The 20313-nt window shown below is 66.6% G+C and carries 18 protein-coding genes; all 18 read left to right on the top strand.

Annotated features, from left to right (window positions below):
* The first annotated feature begins 3 nt into the window (after nt 1-3).
* The 18 genes from GS_RS04890 to GS_RS04975 all read left to right on the top strand — a co-directional run bounded on the left by GS_RS04890 (nt 4) and on the right by GS_RS04975 (nt 20272).
* On the top strand, nt 4-600 hold the full coding sequence (locus GS_RS04890; RefSeq protein WP_010941640.1) for a DUF4255 domain-containing protein: 597 nt from the start codon (nt 4-6) through the stop codon (nt 598-600).
* Nucleotides 597-1445 (top strand): carboxypeptidase-like regulatory domain-containing protein, encoded by an 849-nt coding sequence (locus tag GS_RS04895; protein WP_010941641.1) that lies wholly within the window; start codon nt 597-599, stop codon nt 1443-1445. The genes GS_RS04890 and GS_RS04895 overlap by 4 nt, the downstream gene beginning before the upstream one ends.
* Nucleotides 1446-1523: 78 nt before the next feature.
* Complete coding sequence (locus GS_RS04900) at nt 1524-3506, top strand: phage tail sheath family protein (protein ID WP_010941642.1); 1983 nt, start codon at nt 1524-1526, stop codon at nt 3504-3506.
* A gap of 40 nt (nt 3507-3546) precedes the next feature.
* Nucleotides 3547-3984, top strand: a complete 438-nt coding sequence (locus GS_RS04905) for a phage tail protein (RefSeq protein WP_010941643.1) — start codon at nt 3547-3549, stop codon at nt 3982-3984.
* Nucleotides 3985-4006: 22 nt separating this feature from the next.
* On the top strand, nt 4007-4369 hold the full coding sequence (locus tag GS_RS04910) for a hypothetical protein (RefSeq protein ID WP_010941644.1): 363 nt from the start codon (nt 4007-4009) through the stop codon (nt 4367-4369).
* Nucleotides 4366-4545 carry a DUF6760 family protein gene (locus GS_RS17765; protein ID WP_010941645.1) on the top strand — a complete coding sequence of 60 codons (180 nt, stop codon included), beginning with the start codon at nt 4366-4368 and terminating at the stop codon, nt 4543-4545. Before GS_RS04910 ends, GS_RS17765 begins: the two co-directional genes overlap by 4 nt.
* 59 nt (nt 4546-4604) lie before the next feature.
* Nucleotides 4605-5039 carry a phage tail protein gene (locus GS_RS04920; protein ID WP_010941646.1) on the top strand — a complete coding sequence of 145 codons (435 nt, stop codon included), beginning with the start codon at nt 4605-4607 and terminating at the stop codon, nt 5037-5039.
* Between the two features lie 3 nt (nt 5040-5042).
* Nucleotides 5043-6233 carry a hypothetical protein gene (locus GS_RS04925; RefSeq protein ID WP_010941647.1) on the top strand — a complete coding sequence of 397 codons (1191 nt, stop codon included), beginning with the start codon at nt 5043-5045 and terminating at the stop codon, nt 6231-6233.
* Nucleotides 6234-6248: 15 nt separating this feature from the next.
* Nucleotides 6249-6866, top strand: a complete 618-nt coding sequence (locus GS_RS04930; protein ID WP_010941648.1) for a peptidoglycan-binding protein — start codon at nt 6249-6251, stop codon at nt 6864-6866.
* A 3-nt stretch (nt 6867-6869) separates the two neighbouring features.
* On the top strand, nt 6870-7958 hold the full coding sequence (locus GS_RS04935; protein ID WP_010941649.1) for a phage late control D family protein: 1089 nt from the start codon (nt 6870-6872) through the stop codon (nt 7956-7958).
* Nucleotides 7945-8601 carry a phage baseplate assembly protein V gene (locus tag GS_RS04940; RefSeq protein ID WP_010941650.1) on the top strand — a complete coding sequence of 219 codons (657 nt, stop codon included), beginning with the start codon at nt 7945-7947 and terminating at the stop codon, nt 8599-8601. Before GS_RS04935 ends, GS_RS04940 begins: the two co-directional genes overlap by 14 nt.
* A gap of 231 nt (nt 8602-8832) precedes the next feature.
* Nucleotides 8833-9129 (top strand): PAAR domain-containing protein, encoded by a 297-nt coding sequence (locus tag GS_RS04945; RefSeq protein ID WP_010941651.1) that lies wholly within the window; start codon nt 8833-8835, stop codon nt 9127-9129.
* Between the two features lie 10 nt (nt 9130-9139).
* The gene (locus GS_RS04950; protein WP_010941652.1) at nt 9140-9541 is read left to right on the top strand and encodes a GPW/gp25 family protein; all 402 of its coding nucleotides are present in this window, start codon (nt 9140-9142) and stop codon (nt 9539-9541) included.
* Nucleotides 9542-9560: 19 nt separating this feature from the next.
* On the top strand, nt 9561-12920 hold the full coding sequence (locus GS_RS04955; RefSeq protein WP_010941653.1) for a putative baseplate assembly protein: 3360 nt from the start codon (nt 9561-9563) through the stop codon (nt 12918-12920).
* A 23-nt stretch (nt 12921-12943) separates the two neighbouring features.
* Nucleotides 12944-14977, top strand: coding sequence for a putative baseplate assembly protein (locus GS_RS04960; protein ID WP_010941654.1), 2034 nt, complete (start codon nt 12944-12946; stop codon nt 14975-14977).
* Nucleotides 14978-14992: 15 nt separating this feature from the next.
* Nucleotides 14993-17002 (top strand): phage tail protein, encoded by a 2010-nt coding sequence (locus GS_RS04965; protein ID WP_010941655.1) that lies wholly within the window; start codon nt 14993-14995, stop codon nt 17000-17002.
* A gap of 121 nt (nt 17003-17123) precedes the next feature.
* Nucleotides 17124-19010, top strand: a complete 1887-nt coding sequence (locus GS_RS04970; RefSeq protein WP_010941656.1) for a helix-hairpin-helix domain-containing protein — start codon at nt 17124-17126, stop codon at nt 19008-19010.
* Nucleotides 19007-20272, top strand: a complete 1266-nt coding sequence (locus GS_RS04975) for a glycosyltransferase (protein ID WP_010941657.1) — start codon at nt 19007-19009, stop codon at nt 20270-20272. The genes GS_RS04970 and GS_RS04975 overlap by 4 nt, the downstream gene beginning before the upstream one ends.
* Nucleotides 20273-20313: the final 41 nt, after the last annotated feature.

The raw sequence follows: 20313 nt of genomic DNA on the forward strand, positions 1-20313 counted from the left end.
GCCATGAGCGACTACACGGTGATTGCCGATATCGGGGCCACGCTGATCGGCCTGCTGCGGGAGAGCATGGGCGACCTGCTGTCCGCCGACGCCATCGCGCTTCTCTCTCCGGCGGAGCTGGAAGGGCAGGACATCCGCCTGACCCTCTTCCTCTATGCCGTGAGCGAGAATCCGCACCTGAAGAACGCCCCGGCCCCGCCGGCTTCGCCGGGTATCCGCCGGGCCCCGCCGCTCCACCTGGACCTTTCCTACCTGCTCACGGCCCACGGCTCACGGCTCATCACCGACCGGACCGAACGCTCCTTGGAGGAGCACCGGATCCTGGGGCGGGCCATGCGGGTACTCTACGATAACTCACTGCTGACGGGATCGGTCCTGAAGGGCGGTCTGGCCGGATCCACGGCCCAGTTCCGGGTGAATCTCCAACCCCTTGCCCTGGACGACCTGTCCAAGATATGGACTGCTCTGCCCAACAACGCCCTCAAGGCATCGGCAGGGTACCAGGTGACCCCGGTGGCCATTGATTCCACCCGGTCCACCGGCGGGAAACCCGTGGTGGAGAGGACCCTGGAGTACTACCAGAAAGGGGCCGGGTTATGACCGAGGCAGTGATGCTCCAGCCGCCCGACCGGTCCGTGAGCCGCCTTTCCTTCGCGATGCGGCTGGTGGATGACTTCGCGCCGGAGCGGGAGCCTCCGGCCGGGGTAGCGGTGACGCTCACGGGAGGCGGGACCCAGGGCATTCGCAACCCCGGCGGGTGGCACCTCTTCATGGATCTGCCGCCGGGAACGTACCGGGTGAGTGCCCGGTCAGAGCTCTACCTGGCGGAGGAGAAGGAGATCGACACCGCGCTGCTGGATCCCGGCCTGCCGGTGGTGGAGCTGCTGCTTAAGCCGTCCGCTGCCTACCCGTTTCCACCCGGAACCACGCTGGTCCGTGGCGTGGTGAGGAACGAAGCGGGGCAGGACGTGCCGGATGCCCGGGTGGAGGCGGTTCCCTGGATGCCGGTGCCATCGGTGAAGGGGCGGGTGCGGCAGGGTGGCGCCCAGGCGGGCCAGCCGACCATCCGCCTTGAGCACCTGTCGGGAGGACTGGCCGCGGGCGACATGCTGCTGGTCAGGGATGGAGACCCCTCCCGCCAGGAGATCGTCCGGATCGCGGCGCCGCTGCCGTCCAACGCCTCGCAGCCGTTCACCCTGGCGGCGCCGCTCCGTTTCGGCCATGCCGCGGGCACCTCGGTCCACCTTCTGGCGGCTGCCGCGCCCTTCACCACCGCCACGGCCGGCACCGGGGAATTCGTTGTCTACCAGAGGAACGCATCCGCCCGGCTGTTCGTTATCAGGCTCAGTACGAGCGTAGCGGGATACCTGCCGGACGAGCGGGATCTGGAGATCGCCGAGGGTACGACCCAATCTGTGGGAGTGATCAGCCTGCACCAGCTCTGATCCTGAATCCGGCAATGCTCAACTGCCGAATAGAGGCTGATTGATCATAGGGGAACACACTGAAAGGAGGAATACGCGATGCCCGAATATCTGTCGCCCGGAGTGTACGTTGAGGAGTTCGAAATCGGCGCTAAGCCCATCGAGGGGGTGAGCACCAGCACGGCGGGCTTCCTGGGGGAAACGGAGCGGGGACCCACGGTGCCGCGGCTGGTCACCAGCTGGCTGGAGTACCAGCGGGTTTTCGGGAGCTACCTGGGATCGGACAAGTACCTTCCCTACACGGTCCAGGGGTTCTTTGACAACGGCGGGAAGCGCTGCTATGTGGGGCGGGTCGTCAAGGCGGGGGATGCGGCCGCCACGGCGGCCACCGTGAAACTTACGGCCGGCGCGGCCAACGCCCTCACCGTCACTGCCATCGGCGAAGGGGCCTGGGGCAACAGGGTGGCCGTGAAGGTGAGCCCCGGGAGCCTGTCGGGGTTCAGGCTGAGCGTCTATTACTGGAAATCAGCCCCCACCGCCCTGTTTGACCCGGACTTCGACCAGAAGGCGAACCCTCGCCCCACGGCGGTGGAGATCTACGACAACCTGTCGGTGGACGAGGCGTCTCCCGACTACTACGACAAGCGGGTGAACGCGGTTTCCAGCCTGGTCCGGCTCGGCAGGCTGGCCGGCGACACGGGGGGCGCCCCCGACGCCAAGGCAGGGCATATGGGTACGGCCCAGTCCGGTGCCGCTTCCACCATCACCCTGGCCAGCACCGCCTCGGCCACGGATGACGCCTACAACGGCATGCAGGTCTGGATCGTCGACAAGACCGGCAAGGGGCAGGTCCGCACCATCTCCGACTACGTGGGCTCGACGCGGGTGGCCACGGTGAGCGCCGCTTGGACGACCCAGCCCGACAGCACGTCGGTTTACTACGTTTCGTCAGTTGCTTCGCTCGCCGGAGGGGGGGACGTGCTGGCCCAGCAGGGTACGGCCCAGGCCGGGGCCGCCTCCACCATCACCCTGGCCGCCGGCGCTTCGACCGTGAACAATGCTTACAACGGCATGGCCGTCGAGATCCTTGCCGGCACCGGGCTGGGGCAGAAGCGGACAATCTCCGGGTACGTGGGCTCGACGCGGGTGGCCACGGTGAGCGCCGCCTGGACGACCCAGCCCGACGCCACGTCGGTCTACCGGATCACCCCGTCGCTCATCCTCTCCGACTACGAGCGGGGCGATACGGATTCCCCCGGCAACCGCAAGGGACTTACCGGATTCAAGGAGATCGACGACATCTCCCTCGTGTATGCGCCCAACGCCCAAGGGGTGGCTGGGCTGCCCGGTTCCCTCATCACCCACTGCGAGAACCTCAAGGACCGGTTCGCCATCATTGACGCGGCCCAGGGCTCTACCGTCTCGAACCTCTCGCCCCGCGACACCAACGAATCCAAGTATGGCGCATTCTACTATCCGTGGCTCAAGGTCATCGACCCCGAGGCAGGGGTGCAGCGCCTGGTGCCGCCCGGAGGCCACGTGGCGGGGATCTACGCCCGCAGCGACACTGAGCGGGGTGTGCACAAGGCCCCGGCCAACGAGAAGGTGAACGGCGCCGTGGATCTGGAGTTCCCCATCACCAAGGGGGAGCAGGACGTGCTGAACCCCCGCGGGGTCAACGTTATCCGTGCCTTCCCCGGCAGGGGGATCCGCGTCTGGGGCGCCCGCACCCTCTCCAGCGACCCGCTCTGGAAGTACGTGAACGTCCGGCGACTCTTCATCTTCCTGGAGGAGTCCATCGACGAGGGGACCCAATGGGTGGTGTTCGAGCCCAATGACATCCCGCTCTGGGCCCGGGTCAGGCAGACCATCGTCCAGTTCCTGACCGGCGTATGGCGCACCGGCGCCCTGGCCGGAGCCACCCCGGAAGAGGCGTTTTTCGTCAAGTGCGACCGGACCACCATGACCCAGGACGACATCGACAACGGCCGGCTGATCTGCGTGATCGGCGTGGCTCCGGTTAAGCCAGCGGAATTCGTGATTTTCCGCATCGCCCAGTGGACCGCCGGGGCCAAGGGGTAGGGCGCCGCCGAACTAAGACTATCTCAAGGGGGATGACCATATGGCCGGCAGAAAAGATCCATACCGCAATTTCAGATTTCTCGTGGAGATCGACGGCATCGTTCAGGCCGGATTCAGCGAGGTGACCGTGCCCGATACCTCCACCGACGTGGTGGAGTACCGGGAGGGGAGCGAGGAGCCGCGCCTGCGCAAGCTCTCGGGACTCAACAAGTTCGGCAACGTGACCCTGAAATGGGGCACTACCGATTCGCTGGAGTTCTTCAACTGGCGCAAGCTCGTCATGCAGGGAAAGATGAAGGACGCACGCAAGAACATGGCCGTGATCCTCATGGACGAGGAGGGAAATCCTGCGGCACGGTGGGAGTTCGAGAACGCCTGGCCGAACAAGTACGATCCGGCGGACCTCAATGCCAAGGGGAACGACGTGGCCATCGAGAGCGTGGAGATCGTCCACGAGGGAATGAAGCGCGTGAGCTGATCAATGAGAAAGGTGGATGACCATGGCGTTTCAGACCGAATTTGAATTTACCCTTCCCAAGGGGTACGTGGACGGCGAGGGGAACCTTCACCGTCAGGGGATCATGAGGCTCGCCACCGCGGCCGACGAGGTCCTCCCCCTGAAGGACCCCCGGGTCCAGCAGAACCCGGCCTACCTGACCGTGATCCTGCTCTCCCGGGTCATGGTCAAGCTGGGGAGCCTGCCGGAGGTGAATCCCCGCATCGTGGAAGGGCTCTTTGTTTCCGACCTGTCGTACCTGCAGGAGTTCTACCGGCAGATCAACGACGGCGGCGCGGCCCAGGTGAAGGCCGTCTGCCCACGCTGCGAGCACGCCTTCACCATGGAGCTCGCCCCGGGGGAATAACGGGCTACCCCCTCGATCGCATCTACGAGGAGGTAGCCTTCATCGCCTATTACCTGCACTGGCCCCATGACGAGATCATGGGGATGGAGCATCGGGACCGGCGCCGGTGGTGCGAGGAAATATCGCGGATCAACCGGTCCGCCAACGCCGATGCCACGAGCATCGCTGATCTGTAGCGGAACGACGCGGGTCCCGGAGTCGCCGGCCGGCCCGCGGCGCGGGGAAGGATATGCCCATGGCGCTCGACAACAGAAAAGATCCCTACGGCGCCTTTCGCTTTCTGGTGGAACTGGAAGGGCTGGTGGTGGGCGGTTTCGCCGAGGTCTCCGGACTTCAGGCCGAAACCGAGGTGGAGGAGTACCGGGAAGGTGGGGTCAATGAGCATCCGCACAAACTGCGGAAGATCACCCGTTACCCCAACCTGGTGCTCAGGCGGGGGATCACCGACTGCCGGGTCCTCTGGGAATGGTACCGGGACGTGATCGCCGGTACGGTGTCCCGCCGGAATGGTGCGGTGATTCTTATGGACAGGGAGGGAAATCCCGCCTGGCGCATGGAGTTCTCCGGGGCCTATCCGGTCAAGTGGGAAGGGCCGGAACTGAAGGCCGACGGCAATGCCACGGCCATTGAGAAGGTGGAGCTGGTGCACAACGGGCTGAAGGTGGAGTAACCCATGACCCTTGCCGAGCGGATCACGGAAAGATGCAGCTGGCGGAGAGCGGCCGGCCGTCGCGGTTGCCCCGGTACGGTTTCGCTGCTTACACCCGAGCGGCTGATGGGCCGTTACCTGCGGGGGCCCATGACGCTTACGCCGGTGCCGCTGGTGCATCCGGGGCGGACCGGGCGCCTTGACCTGAGCCTGTCGCTCCGGTTCTTCTGGCAGACGAATGGTTCTCTGGTCATGGGACGACCCACAGGAGAGCTGCCGGTTTCCAGTGTGTTGCGACACGGCGGAACAGCGATGGCGCCAGCGGGTCCGGTTGAACAGGGGCCGGGTGCATCGGCCGCCGGCAGGGGGAGTGATACGGCAGCCCGCTTTGTCCATTCTGCCGGCGGTCTGCCCCGTTGCCTGGACGGGGAGATACTACGCACCATCCTCGGCAGGTTTGAAGACGTGAGGGTACGGGATCTGGGGCCGGGACGGCGGGAAGATGGCCGGAACCACCGGCAAGATAGGGATTCATTCTCACGGGCGGCGATAGTGGGGATGGTTACCATGTCGACGTCCGGCTGGGGCAGGATTCTGCCGGCTCACCGTCGTGAACAGTCCGTAGGGGGGAACGTTTTCCCGCACCGGGCCGTCCGCATGATGCGGCGTACACCCGCCGGAGTAGCCGCAACTCAGCCCCTGGGTGAAAAGAGCCACGCCAGTGGGGATCATCCGGCAGTCGTGTCGGGGCGGTCTTTCTCCGCCGGGCAGCGGTTGTCGGCGCCACGGACCCGGCTGATTGGCACGGTCCGGCCCCTCGGTGGCCTTGCTGCCATGGGAAAGCGCAGCGGCTCCGCAGGGGGGCCGGCAAGAGTCGGTACGGCCTCCCTGCCGGAGAGGGGGACGGTTGCCGGTTCAGCTGCCATGGATCAGCGCCGGCGGGGGATGGTGTCTCCGGTGCCCGCCGACGCTTTGGAGAAAGAACTTGTCCTGACCCACGCGATGGCCGGCCCCGTGAGCCGGTCGGCCCTTGTCTCCCGCCCTCCGGCAGCCGTGCCGGCTAACGCTGTGCCCTTTGCCGGGCCGGTGGCGGCGGAGACGGGGCGGGTGGCGCGGGCACCGGCTGCCGCAGTGGATGTGAATCGGCTGGCCGACGAGGTCTGCCGGGTGATCGAACGGAGACTCGTCACCGAACGGGAACGGCGGGGACGATGAGGGGAGGTGCGGGGCATGGCCCTTGAGAAGGCAAAGCTCGTGAACGCCGACACCGGCGAGGAGGTGGCGGTCCTGTTCAATCCCACCGAGTACGCGGTGGAAAAGGGGAACCAGTACGCGGAAATCGCCATCCCCGGGCTGGAGGCGCCGTTGCTCCAGTTCAGCCGGGGAACTGCCCGTACCCTGACCATGGATCTCTTTCTCGATACCTCTGAGACGGGGCAGGATGTGCGGGTTCACACCAAGCGGATCACCTCGTTCCTGGACATCGATCCCGAGACCCATGCCCCGCCCGTCTGCCGCTTCGTCTGGGGAGGCGGCGAGAGCTTCACCGGCGTGCTGGAGCGGGCCACCCAGCGGTTCACCATGTTTCTGGCCGACGGGACCCCCGTGCGGGCCACGGTGGGGGTGGCGCTGAAGGAGTTCCGGACCGGCCTCAACCGGGAAAAGCCGCTCCAGTCGCCGGACCGGACCAAAGTAAGAACCATGGGGGAGGGTGACAGTCTCTGGCTTCTGGCTGCCCGGGAATACGGGGACCCGGCCCAGTGGCGGTTCATCGCCCGGGAGAGCGGCATCGTCAATCCGCGGCGGGTGAAGGCCGGCACCGACCTGGTCATTCCCCCCATCGAGTGAGCCATGGCCGATGAAACGATCAGTCTCGATTACTATGCGCCCCGCTTCCGGGTTGAGATCGACGGCGAGACGATCCCCCAGGACGGGATCGTGAGCGTGGAGGTGGACGAGACCCTCGATGCTCCGGCCATGGTGTCGCTGGCCTTCAACGAGACCCTCGACCCCCGCAGCCAGACCTTTGCCTGGCTCGATAACCCGAAGCTGGTGCCCGGTGCGGAGGTGAAGGTCTTCCTCGGCTATACGGGGCGGGCGGTGCCGGCTCCAAAACCCCTCTTCGAGGGGAGACTCCATACCCTGACCCCGGCGTTCCAGAATTCGGGCGTCCCCTCGCTCATGGTGCAGGGGTATGACCATTCCCACGGTCTCCAGAAGGTCAAGAGCCACTTCTCCCGGACCAATGCCCGGGCCAGTGACGCCGCCTCCGAGATCGCCCGGTTGAACGGCCTCGACGCCTCGGGGGTGGAGGCAACCGCTACGGTCCATCCGAGCATCCGGCAGGGGGAGGACGAGGTGGACCTGGAGTTTCTGCGGCGCCTGGCGCGGGACTTGGGCTTCGAGGTGTTTGTCCGGGGCAAGGCCCTCATGTTCCGTACCCCGGCGGACGAGGAAACGGAACTGCTCACCTTCCAGTGGGGCCGCAACCTCGTCAGCTTCACCCCACGCCTGTCCACCTCCGCCCAAGTGAGTGAGGTGCGGGTCAGGGGGTGGAATCCGGCCACCAAGGAGCGGATCGAGGGGAAGGCTACGGTTGCCGATCTGAAGGGGCTTGCCGGTGGCGTGAGCGGTGCCGAGCAGGCAGGGTCCGGGGGAGAGCCGGTGGTCCGCAGCATCGAGGACCGGCCCGTGTTTTCCCGGGAAGAGGCCGACGCCCTGGCCCGCGCCGAGCTCAACCGCCTCAATGACGGCTTCATCACCGGCACGGGGGAGACCATCGGGATGCCGGAGCTCAGGCCGGGGATTACCGTGGCCATCCAGGGGATCGGCACGCGGTTCAGCGGCAGGTACTACGTGAAGGGGGCGCGGCACAGCCTGGGGGACTCGGGCTACCGGACCACTTTCGAAGTGAGGAGGAACGCCCTTGGGTCTCTATGATCTGCTCGACGCGGAAGGCAAGGACGACCAGAAGGGGAAATCACCGGGCGTAGCGGTGGGTGTCGTCGCCGACAACCAGGATCCGGAGGGGATGGGGCGGGTCAAGGTGCGGTTTCCCTGGAAGGACGATGCGGACGAGAGCACCTGGGCCCGGGTGGTAACCCCCATGGCCGGCAAGGGGCGCGGCCTCTGGTTTCTCCCCGAGGTGGGGGACGAGGTGCTCGTGGCCTTCGACCACGGCGACGTGCAGCATCCCTACGTGCTCGGCAGCCTCTGGAACGGCACCGATACCCCGCCGGGGGACAACGGCGACGGCAACAACAATATCCGCAAGATCACCTCCCGCAGCGGCCACGAACTGGTCTTCGACGACACGTCCGGGGCGGAAAAGGTGGTGATCAGGACCAAGGCGGGCCACGCCATCACCCTGGACGATGCGGGCGGCGGCGAGAAGATCGAGATCAAGGACAAGAGCGGTTCCAACAAGCTGGTGATCGATTCGGCCCAGAACAGCATCGGTATCGAGAGCTCCATGAAGCTCACGATCAAGGGGCAGATGGTGGAGATCCAGTCGGACGCCAACATGACCCTCAAGGCCGGGGCCGTCATGACCATCCAGGGGTCGATGGTGAAGATCAACTGAAATCCTTCGCGGTGTCGGGGGAGATGGGGCGGGAGGCGGCGGGGCTCCCGCTCCGGAAAAATCCAAGCGTCACCGGCGGTGGTCATGGAGCCGTCATCGCGGGTGCCAGTGCTTTCCCTGCGTAAGAGGATGTGGTGGTTTTCTGCGGGATTTTTCCTCCGCGGGAGCCCCGCCGCCTCCCTGGAACAAGAGGCGGCTGTTTGTTGGAAAATCAGTTTGAAGGAGATTTTCATGCCGATGGCGGCACGGACAGGAGATATGACATCCCACGGCACTCCCCTGGGGCCGGGGCCCGGCTGCGCCACGGTGCTCATCGGCGGCATGCCGGCCTGGCGGGCGGGGAGCGATTTTCACGCCTGCCCGCTCATGAATCCGGGGCCGTCGCCCCACGTGGGGGGGACAGTGGCGGCGGGGAGCGCCACGGTTTTGATCGGCGGCCTGCCGGCGGCCCGGCAGGGGGATTCCATCGTGGAGTCGGGGCCGCCCAACAGCATTACCCTGGGGTGTCCCACGGTGATGATCGGATAGGGAGGGCGCAGTGACCAAGGCCAGAGAATTCCTGGGCACGGGATGGAAGTTTCCGGTGGCGGCGGGGGCGGATGGCGCCATGGTCCTCTCTTCGGCCGAAGAGGACATCGCCGAGTCGATTCGCATCATTCTCGGCACTGCCCGGGGAGAGCGGGTCATGCGCCCCGATTTCGGCTGCGGCATCCACGACCGCGTCTTCTCGGTGATCAACACCACCACCCTGGGACTGATCGAGAACGAGGTGAAGGAGGCCCTTATCCTGTGGGAACCCCGGATCGAGCTGTTGTCCGTGACCGCCTCACCCCGGGAGGCGGCCGAGGGAAGACTCCTGATCGATATCGAATACCGGGTGCGGAGCACCAACACCCGGTTCAACCTGGTGTACCCGTTCTATCTGAAGGAAAGCGCGTGACATCGAGGTGCGAACTGCCATGAATGCCGATCTCCCCTTGATAGACGGCCGTACGGCCGCGGATGTGGTCGAGAAGATTCGCGCCACCGCGCCATTCTATGTGCCCGAGTGGAGCGGCGGTGTCGACGGCGATGCGGGAAGTGCCCTGACCGGCGTCTTCGGCGACATGGTGGTGGAGGTGCTCCAGCGGCTCAACCGTGTGCCCGAGCGCCATCTGGCCGCGTTTCTGGAAGTGCTGGGGTTGCGGCTCCTGCCGCCCCGGCCGGCCGAAACCGTGGTGGTCTTCACCCTGGCCAAGGATGCGGACCGAAGCGCCCTCGTCGCGTCCGGCACCCAGGTCATGGCGGAAAAGACTACGGACCACCCGGAACTCCTCTTCGAAACCGACGAGAACGTGCTGGCCGTCCCGAGCAGGATCACGGCCCTCTACAGCACCATCCCCGATACGGCGGGCGGGAGGGAGAAGGTCTTCGGCCACACGGAGGCGTGGACCGCGGGAAGCTCCTTTACGATCTTCCACGGCACCGAGAACCTCCAGGAGCATGCCCTCTATCTGCGGCAGACCGGGCTCTTCACCGTGCGGAGCGGCGTGGAGATCCACCTGTCCGGCGTGCCGCGGGCGCTGGCCGACCAGGTTGCCTGGAGCTACACCGATGCCGACGGCCGGGAGACGCTGTTCGGGGCGAGATTCGATGGTGCCGGCGGCACGCTCATTCTCTCCACCGGGGCAGGTCGGCCGGAACTGGGCCGGTGCGTGGTGAACGGCATCGACGGCATTTGGCTCAAGGGGGTGCCGAAGGTAGGTGCCGACGGCACGACTGCCCTGGCGCGGGTCAAGGACGCCGTGCTCCGCACCGTGGTGGGGGTCGGCACCAGGTCGCTTCCCACCGCGGTGATTCACCCTGACGTGGCTTTTGCCGGCGATGTTCCCCAGGACCTCACCGTGACTGCCGGTGGCGATTTCATCCGGAACCTCCTCCCTTTCGGCGACAAGCCCATGCCACTGGCCGCCTTCCACCTGGCAAGCCGGGAGGTCTTCTCCAAGAGGGGGGCCAGGATTACCCTCCGCATTACCTGCGCCACGGACCTTGACGTGCCCATCGAGCGGGTCCAGGGGATCGGCGCCGTCTTCTCGGCCCGGCTCAGGGGAGCGGGCATTGCCACGGCCGGTGAACTCCTGTCCCGGTCCGACGCCCAGGTTGCCGGGATAATCCGGGCTCCCGGCAGCGCTCGCCCGGCTTCCTCCTACCTGCTCCGGGCCAGGAATATCCGCGAAGCCACGGCCAAGGCCTATTACGACAAGACCGGAGCGGTCAGCTACCGGTCAGGCCGTGCTGCCGCGCTGGGGCCGGGCCTGTCATGGGAGTACTGGAACGGGACCGGCTGGTGTGCCATCAGCGACGTGACCGACAGCACCGGCGGCCTCCTGGCCACCGGCGAGGTGACCTTCACCTGCCCCGCCGACATGGCGGAGGTGGAGGTGAGCGGCCAGCGGAACTGGTGGATCCGGGTCCGGCTCTCTTCCGGCGATTATGGCCGGGAGTTCGAGATCGTAAACGGCCAGGCCGTGGCGGCCGGCTTCACCCCGCCGCGCCTGGGGCGCATCACCCTCTCCTGGGACGGCACCGATCCCTCGGCCATGGGTGAGCCCGATTCTATCCTGACGCGCAATAACCTGGAGTGGGACGACGGTCTTGCCGTGCTGCGCACGGGCGCGGTCTTCCGGCCGTTCCGCCCACTGGCCGACCTGCGCCCCGCCTTCTACGCCGGCTTCGACCGCCCCCTGGCCAAGGGGCCCATCGGCCTCTACCTGGATCTGGCCGAAATCGATTATGCCCGCGACTTCAGGCCCAGGGTGCAGTGGGAAGTCTATGACGCCGGAGCGTGCGAGTGGTTGAGGCTCGATGCGGAGGACGGCACAGCCGGCCTCACCCGTGCCGGCATCGTCCGTGTCGTGGTGCCCGAGGGGGGCGTTCCGGCACCGCTCTTCGGCACGCGGCTTCACTGGCTCCGGGCGGTGCTCGTGGCAGGGGAGTACGCCCCCACGGCCCTCGGCGCCGGTCTTCCCTACCGGCTGCGCCGCGGCTACCTGAACATCCCCCGCATCATCGGCAGACCGGCCCACCTGAAGGGGAGCATCCTCAATCCGGCCCGGTGGCGGTCGTGGCGGCAGCTTCCCTCCAACAGCCCCCCCATTGCCCGGGGCATCTACCTCAATGCCGCCCGGGCCCTGCAGCTCACCTCCGTGAGGAACGAGCGGCCGGGATCGGGGAACGGGCTGCCGGACCAGAGTTTCACCCTTGCCCGGAAGCCGGTTTTCGACGACCAGGTCTGGGTCAACGAGTTCGGGCTCATTTCCGCCGCAGAGCTGGATCGCCTCGCCGCAGACGCTCCCGGTCGGGTCAGCCGGGTGACTGACCGGGAGGGACGGGTGAGCGAAGTCTGGGTGCGGTGGGAAGGGCGCGACGACCTCCTGGCCTCGGGGCCGCTAGACCGGCACTACGGCATCGACCGGAGCAGTGGTCTCGTCTCCTTTGGCAACGGGAAAAGGGGCCGGGTGCTGCCTGCCGGAACGAACAACGTCCGGGTCAGCTACCGCACCGGCGGAGGTGCTGCCGGCAACCTCGGCTGGGGGGCGATTGCCCGCATGCGGACCGGCATCCCCTTGGTGGACAAGGTCGTCAATCCCGGCCCCTGCGGAGGCGGGGTCGAGGGGGAGGATATCTCCGCCCTCTACCGGCGGGGCCCCCAGAGCCTGCGGCGCCGCGACCGGGCCGTGACCGTTGAGGACTACGAGGGCCTGATCAGGGAGCAGTTCCCCGGTATGGCCCTGGTCAAGTGCCTCCCCGTGTGCGATGACCGGGGCATGACCCGCACGGGATGGCTGACGGTGATCATCGTGCCGCGCGCGGCCGATGACCGGCCCATCCCCTCGGCGGCCCTGCGCCGGCGGGTGGAGGAGTTTGTCGCCGGTCACGGCGCCAACGTAGTGACCGCCCCCTGCCATGCCGTGGTGACCCGGCCGTCCTACGTGCGGGTGTCGGTTGATGCCGCCCTGGTGCCCCGCAGCCTCGACCAGGCCCCCGCCGTGGAGACGGCGGCCCTTGCCGCTCTCGGGCGGTTCCTCCATCCCCTGACCGGCGGGTGGGACGGCGGAGGGTGGCCCTTTGGCCGCCTGGTCTGCCATTCGGACCTCTACCGCTTGCTGGAGGAGATCGAAGGGGTTGATCGGGTGGCAAGCATGGCGGTAACGGCCGTCGATGAAATGGGACGTCGGATGGAGCTTGGCGAGGCGGATGAGTTGACGCGGCCGGTGGACCCCTATCTGCTCGTTTCCAGCGGAGACCATCGGGTCGCGGCACGGGCCGGCGACGTATAGCACCATGCGGGAGTGAGAGCGTTATGCCCATAGTACCGATACCGGATCTTGACGACAAACGATACGCCGACCTGGTGCGGGAGGCAGTGGCGAGCCTTGCGGTGCGCGCACCGGCGTGGACCGACCACAACGCATCGGACCCGGGGATCACATTGGTGGAGCTCTTCGCCTGGCTGGCGGAGATGCAGATCTACGGGCTCAACTGCCTTACCCCCGACCACTACCGGACCTTCCTCCGTCTCGTGGGTATCCGGCCGGTTCCGGCAGTGCCCGCCACCGTGGCCCTGACCCTCTCATCCACCGCCGGACGGGAGTTGATGATCCCGCGAGGTACGCGCCTCACGGCCGAGACGGGAGGGGAACCCCTTCCCTTCGAGACGACGGCCGACCTGTTCCTGCTGAACAACCGGATCGCTGCCGTCATCAGCGCCTGGGGCGGCGGCTTCCGCAATGTCACCGATGCCAATGCCCGCGATGCCTTCTTTTTCCCTGCCTTCGGCGAGCAGCCGGCACCGGGGGGCACGCTCCTCATCGCCTTTGAGCGGATGCTTCCGGCAGGGCGGGAGGTGCGCCTCGCCATCGATCTCTACGAAGCAGACCTGCCCCCCGTGGGTGCCCACCGGGGCGAACCGGCCGCCGTCGTACCCCCGGTGGATCTGGTCTGGGAGTATTCCACGGAGGCCGGTTACCGTCGGCTCGATCTGCTGGAGGACGGCACCACCGGCCTGACCCGCTCCGGACAGATTCTCTTTTCAGTGCCTGCCGACATGACGGCGACCACCTCGCCTTACCTGCCGGCAACGGTGCCTGCGCCGCGCTTTCCCATGATCCGCTGTCGCCTGCCGGAAGAGAGCACCGCCGTGCCGCTGCCTTCCGAGGGTCTGTCGGCATGCCGCCGCGCCGCCGCCCGGCAGGGGACGGGCTTCTATGAGATACCTCCGCGCATCGACTCCATCCGCCTCAATACGGTGACGGCGCGCCAAGCGGTATCGGTGGTGGACGAGAACCTTGTCTCTTCATCCGGCACCGACTGGGGCAATGGCATGCCGGGACAGGTAGTTTCCCTTGCCCGGCGGCCGGCCATGGAGGGGAGCCTCAGGGTCAGGGTCCTGACCGGCACCGATTGGGAAGAGTGGGCCGAACGCGACAACCTGGACGCCTCGGGGCCCACGGACCGGCATTTCGTACTCGACCCGGCGGTCGGTACCATCCTTTTCGGTGATGGCCGCAACGGGCGGGTTTTGCCGGAGGGGGCTCGGGTGCGGGCCGACTACCTGTCAGGCGGGGGCGCGGCGGGAAACCTGAGGCCCCTGGCATCGTGGCGCTTCGATGATCCCCTGCTGGCGGACCTTGCCGCGCGCAATGACGCGTCCGCCAGCGGCGGCAGAGACGCCGAGCCGCTCGAGGAGGCCATTGCCCGCGCCCCCCTGGAACTGCGGGAGGTGGACCGGGCCATAACCTCCGATGATTTCGAGTATCTGGCGCTGAATACCCCCGGTCTCCGGGTGGCCCGCGCCCGGGCGCTTCCCCTCTGGGAGCCGGAAGCGCCGGAGGATCGTCCTGTGCCGGCCACGGTGACCGTGGTCGTGGTCCCCTGGTCCTTTACCCCGCGGCCGTATCCCGGCCCACGGTTCCTGCGCGCGGTGTGCGACCACCTGGATCGCCACCGGCTGGTGACGACCCGCGTCAGGGTGATCCCTCCCCTCTACGCGCAGGTGACGGTCAGAACACGGGTCAGCGCCGGTGAAGGGGTACGTCCCGAGGAGTTGCGAGCGCGGGTGGCCGAACGGCTTCTGGAGTTTCTTCATCCCCTGAAGGGGGGTGAGGACGGGACGGGGTGGCCTTTTGGCAGAGGGGTCTACCGTTCGGAGATCATTGCAGCCATCAGGGAGGTGAGCGGTGTGGAATGCGTGCTGGAGACGACGCTTTCGGGCGATACGTGCACGCGGGTCGACGGCGAGGGCAACCTGATGATAGACCGGGACGCCCTGGTCTATTCCGAACGGCACGAGGTGGACGTGACTGCCCGCTCCGGCCGGTGCACCGTCACGTACTGACACGGGAGACACGGCGTGGAAGACAACGAGTACACCATAATCCATGTGGCGAGCGGCGAGGCATGGGCCGCCGGGGCAGCCACCAACGGCCTGGTGGCCGTGGGAGACGGCGGACTGGCACTGGCCGGCGAGATGGTGCACGGCCTCGACCGCCGTCTGGGGCTCGCGGGACGCATCCGCCCCGACGCCCTGGTGGCTGATCGCTGCGGAACGCTGATCATGCTGGCCGGCGAGCGCTTCTATCGTCTGGACCCCATGTCCGGCCGACTGGAGCGGATACCCTGTCTCGGCGGCAGGGGGGACAGGGCGGGGGAACTGAGTGGACCCCGGGCCATGGCTCTGGGGAGCCGCAATCTCTACGTGGCCGATACGGACAACAACCGGGTCTGCGTCTTTGCCACGGTTAACTGGCAGGTGCGCCGGTTTATCGGAGCCGAGAACCCGGCAGGGGAACCGGCGGCCGGAACCGGTCCGGGGGAGTTCGACCGCCCCCTGGATCTGGCGGTGGACCCCTGCGACAACCTCTATGTGCTCGATGCCGGCAACCGGCGCATCCAGCGTTTCGATTACCATGGCGAACCCGTGCCCCATGTGCCCCCCTTCGGCGCCGACCGGCTGAAGCAGCCGGTGGCGCTGGCGCTGGGCCCGGCTCCCTCCCCGTCCGGCGGGGGGGCCCTGGTCCACTGCCTCGATACGGGGCTCACCGCCATCGTTACCTTTGACGACCAGGGCCGGTTCCTGGGCACCGTCGGCCTGGACGACCTCGGCTTCGAGCCTGCCGGTCTGGCGGTGGACGCCGACGGCAAATGGTACGTCTCTGATCGGGAGCGGTTCATCTATGCCATCAGGTCGGCAGGTGACTGGAGCCCTCTGGAGGAGTACGAGGGGAAGGCCCTGCGGCTGTTCGCCGGTCCCGGCGGGGAGTTTTACGCCCTGGAAGATGGGGAGGTGGCCCGCCTCACCCGTCGCCGTCGCTATCCGCCGGCAGGCTCGTGGACCGGCAGCGGCCCGGTAACGGGCATCTACACTTCCCGCTCATTCGATACCGGCGACGGCCGCCTCTTCTGGCACCGGGTGACGCTGGACGCGACGGTCCCCCCAAAGACCCAGGTGCGACTTTCCTACTTCATCTACGAAACCGGCCGCGATCCGGAGCTCCTGCCGGCCGACGGCGAGTGGCGAAGTTTCCCGTCCAATCCGGCCGACGCCCTTTTTGAGCGGAAGGAGGGACGGTATCTGAGGGTGCGCCTGGAACTGATCTCCGAAGACCGGCATGCCACCCCCACAGTGGTGAGCCTCCGCCTCCAGTTTCCCAAACAATCGTATCTCCGCTACCTTCCGGCCGTCTTCCAGGACGACGAGCGGGGGCGTGATTTCCTGGAGCGGTTTCTTTCCCTGTTCGAGAGCGTCCTTTACGACCTGGAGCGCGAAATATTCACGACCCGGCGCTATGCCGACCCCTGTGCCGTACCGGCCGGCTTCCTTCCCTGGCTCGCCTCGTGGCTGGCGCTCCCCGATGCGGACCAGTGGCTCGAAGATGGCGGGGCACGGCTGCGCACACTGATCGCCCGGGCCAATGAGCTGTACCGTTGTCGGGGCACCCGGGGTGGACTGGCGGAACTCATCACTCTTTACACCGGCAAGGAACCGTGGATTGTGGAGGCGTTCCAGTTGGACCGCATCCGGGGCCGGAGCGAGTGGCGCGAAACCATGAGGCTCTTCGGGGAAGATCCCTACCACTTCACGGTTCTCCTGCCGCCGGGCGGCGCAGGGAGGACCGAAACCGTAAAGCGGATCGTGGCGCGCGAGCGCCCGGCCCACACCTGTGCCACGGTAGTTGCCCTGGAGAACCTGTTCCGGCTTGGGGGGCACACCTACCTGGAAGTCAATACCAACCTGAACCAGCCCCTCTTTGCCCTGGAGACCTCCTCGTCGCTCGCCCGGCAGACCTATCTGGCCGACGGCGAGAAGGCGGGGCAGGCGCAGGTCCGGGCGCGACAGGGCATGGATACATTGTTTGAGTGAACCTGAAACCGGCAGGCGACGGAAGCCTTTGGAACGAGCGGGCCCAGGAGCAGCGGAACCAGGCCGTTTGAACGGAGAGGGTCATGTTGCCTGACGAACAGATGAATAAAAGGAGGACGCCATGTCGAACGACCGCACCCTGAGCCCATTCCAGAGAAACCTCTATTTTTACGGCAAGCTGATGACAGTCCGGGACTTCGAGATGGAGCAGTCCTACCTGAACGGCAAGCGCCACCTGATCAACAGGATGGTGCTCGGCACTGGAGCGGTATGCGGCCTTGAGGTGACCGCCTCCTGGGACGAGTCGAAAAAGACTGTCGCGCTCAGTGTCGGCGAAGGTGTGGCCATTGACTGCGGCGGCCGGGAGATCGTGGTGGACAGACCCTCCGCCGTCACCTTCGAGCCGGCCCCGGATGTCACGTCCTACTGCCTCTGGCTGAGCCGGGAGGACTGCCGCATTGAACCGGCTCCGGCCCCCATGGCCGACAGCGGCAACGCCTGCGGCGAAACCTGCTGCTACAGCCGGGTGCGGGAGGATTTTTCCCTGGCCGTGCAGAAATGGGATGGCCCGGTCCCGTCGGTTGACGACGCCTGGTCCGGCCTCTTCACCACGGAGACGACCGATAGTCGGGCGGACATCCGGGCTCTGTTGAAGGCCCACTTCGACCGGATTCTGGCCGGCTGCCCTGCCTGCGGGGAGCCCTGCCGGGTGCCGTTGGCCCTGGTGATACGCAAGGGAGGTGCCTGGAGCGGCACCCCGGACATCATCCAGAACATCGTCGTGCACACCAATCCTGAACTATTCGAGATGATTCGCCGCCACCTGACCGACCTGGGCAACCCCCATATGACCACCGCAGCCCAGGTGGGAGCGCTGAAGAGCGTGGACGGGGTCGAGAATCCGGGCGGCAACGTGGACCTGGTGGCGGCAAACGCCGTCCAGATCACGCCCAACACCACCGCCAGGACCATCACGATCGGTGAGAGCCATTCGGGGGTCACCGGCAACCCCCACAACACCCGGCACGAGCAGACCGGTCCGGCCTGTGTTGACCCCGCAAGTGACGATACCACCTGCGATAAGCACGTCTCCAACGCCAATGCCATGCGCTGGAACCGCTCTCTGGCAGGGCTCACCGTGAACGGCGGCAGCCTTGTCGTCAATCCCGGCGCGGCCATCGACCTGGCAGCCGGACAGAATGTGACCCTGGCCGCCGATCCCGCCGGCAAGAAGATCACCATCAGCGCCGCAGGCGGCGGAGGGGCCTCGGCCCGCACGGGGCGGATCTCCATCACGACCAATTCCGACGGCGTAGGCACGGCGCGGGTTACCTCCGGGTTTGACGATAATCTCTTCTGCGTGCAGGTAGGCATAGATTACGGTGAGCACGTGGAATACGGTTCGGTCCTCCGCTATGCCGGCCAGACGGCGTTCATCACGGTGCGGGTGCTCAGGTACCAGGACGTCGGAAGCTTCGATATCATGTTCTCCGCTCCGGGGGTCGGCCAGCGCACGCTGTCTCTGCGCTGGGTCGCCATCCCGGCCGTTGCCGTTGCGGAGCCGACAATAACCGTGACGTCTCCCACCGTTACGGTTACCTCGCCCACATTCACCCTCACGCAACCGACCTTTACCATGACGCAGCCCACGTTTACCCTGACCCGCCCGACCTTCACCATGACCGCGCCAACGCTCACGATGCCCACTATCCCAACCATGACCATCCCGAGCGTAACCATCCACGGCCCGATCATGAGTGGTCCCGGAACAGTGGAGGCCCCCACGGTGATCGTTCCCCCCGGTAAGAGCACGCAGTCTCCGCACCTGACGGACGTGAAGGGGATCGGGCCGGCCTTGGCCGGGAAACTGACGGCAGCCGGCATCTCGACCATTGCCGATCTTGCGGCCGCCTCCGTCAATGCCGTGGCGGCCGCCCTGGGTGTCAGCGATCCCGCTCGGGCGCGCGGTTTTATCGACGCGGCCAGGAAATTGGCTAAAAAACGATGAACGTTGTATTCGTCCATCCTTCCTATCCGAACCAGTTCACCGGGATAGCCAACGCTCTTTCCCGGAAAAGGGGGTGGGAGTGTGCCTTTCTGGTGGATCGGGCGTTCACCGGGCAGATCCGCCGGGACAAGCCCCCTGTCGCCTACTACGGGTACGGGGAGGAGGCATCGCCCCTGTCGGGGACCTACTACACCCGCTGCATCGAGGAGGGGGCGCGCCGGGGCAAGGCCATCGTGGAGGCCCTGGCGCACATCCATGCCTCGACCGGCATCGACGCCGTGGTGGGGCACGCATCCTTCGGGGCAACCCTGTTCGTTCGGGAGATTCTCGCTATCCCTGTGGTCTCCTATGTGGAGCTGCCCGGATACCATCCGGCCTTCTGCCGGGATGAATTCCCGGGCCGGTATCCCCAGAGCCTTATGGACGTGGCCCTGCGCTCTCTTATTCATTCGAGTGTGATTCATTCGGATCTCTGCGTGGTTCCCTCCGCCTACGCCCGCGACCTGTTCCCACCAGAGCTTCGCAACAAGGTACGGGTCCGGATGGAGGGGTTTGCCCTGCCTCCCCCGGCAGGTGACCGGGAGGCTCTGCGGCGTGAACTGGGCATAACCGGGAACGGGCCGGTCATCGGCTTTGCGGGCAGGACCCTGGAGGCGGTGCGGGGCTTCGACGTGTTTGTCCGGGCCGTCGGCAGGATTCGTGCCGTCCGCCCCGACGCACACTTCCTCGTCGTTGGCGATGAGACGAGCATCTACGGCAACGAAGCATCCTACCTGGGGGGGGCCTCGTTCAAGCAGCATGCCCTCCGGCAGGAAGGAATGGAGGATGAGGAGTTCATCTTCCGGCCCTTTGTCCCCCACGACCAGTTCGTGCGCTACCTCCAGGCCATGGATGTCATCCTGTTTCCCTTGTTCGAGGGGGCGGCCAACTGGGGACTGTTCGAGGCCATGGCCGCCGGCGTGCCGGTGATTGCCTCCCGGCGCTGCTTTATCCCCGAGGTGATCGAGGACGGGCGCGACGGGATCCTGCTGGATGCCGCGGACGCAGAAGGGTTCGCGGCCGCGGCCCTGGCGCTGCTGGAAGACAGTGCCCGCGCCGAGGCCATGAGCCGGGCCGGCCGGCAGAAAATTGCCCGATCGTTCTCCGTAGAGCGGGCCGCAAGCGGCTATGCCGCCATTATTCGTGAGGCGATACGCCGTCACGGCAGCGGAGCACGAAACCCTTACTGCGGGCGGGAACGGGGCATCTGTCCTGCGGCATGACCGGTCCGTCTCCGTTGTACTCTCCTATCCTGGGCTCTCCC

The sequence above is a fragment of the Geobacter sulfurreducens PCA genome, from assembly GCF_000007985.2.
Classification (GTDB): domain Bacteria; phylum Desulfobacterota; class Desulfuromonadia; order Geobacterales; family Geobacteraceae; genus Geobacter; species Geobacter sulfurreducens.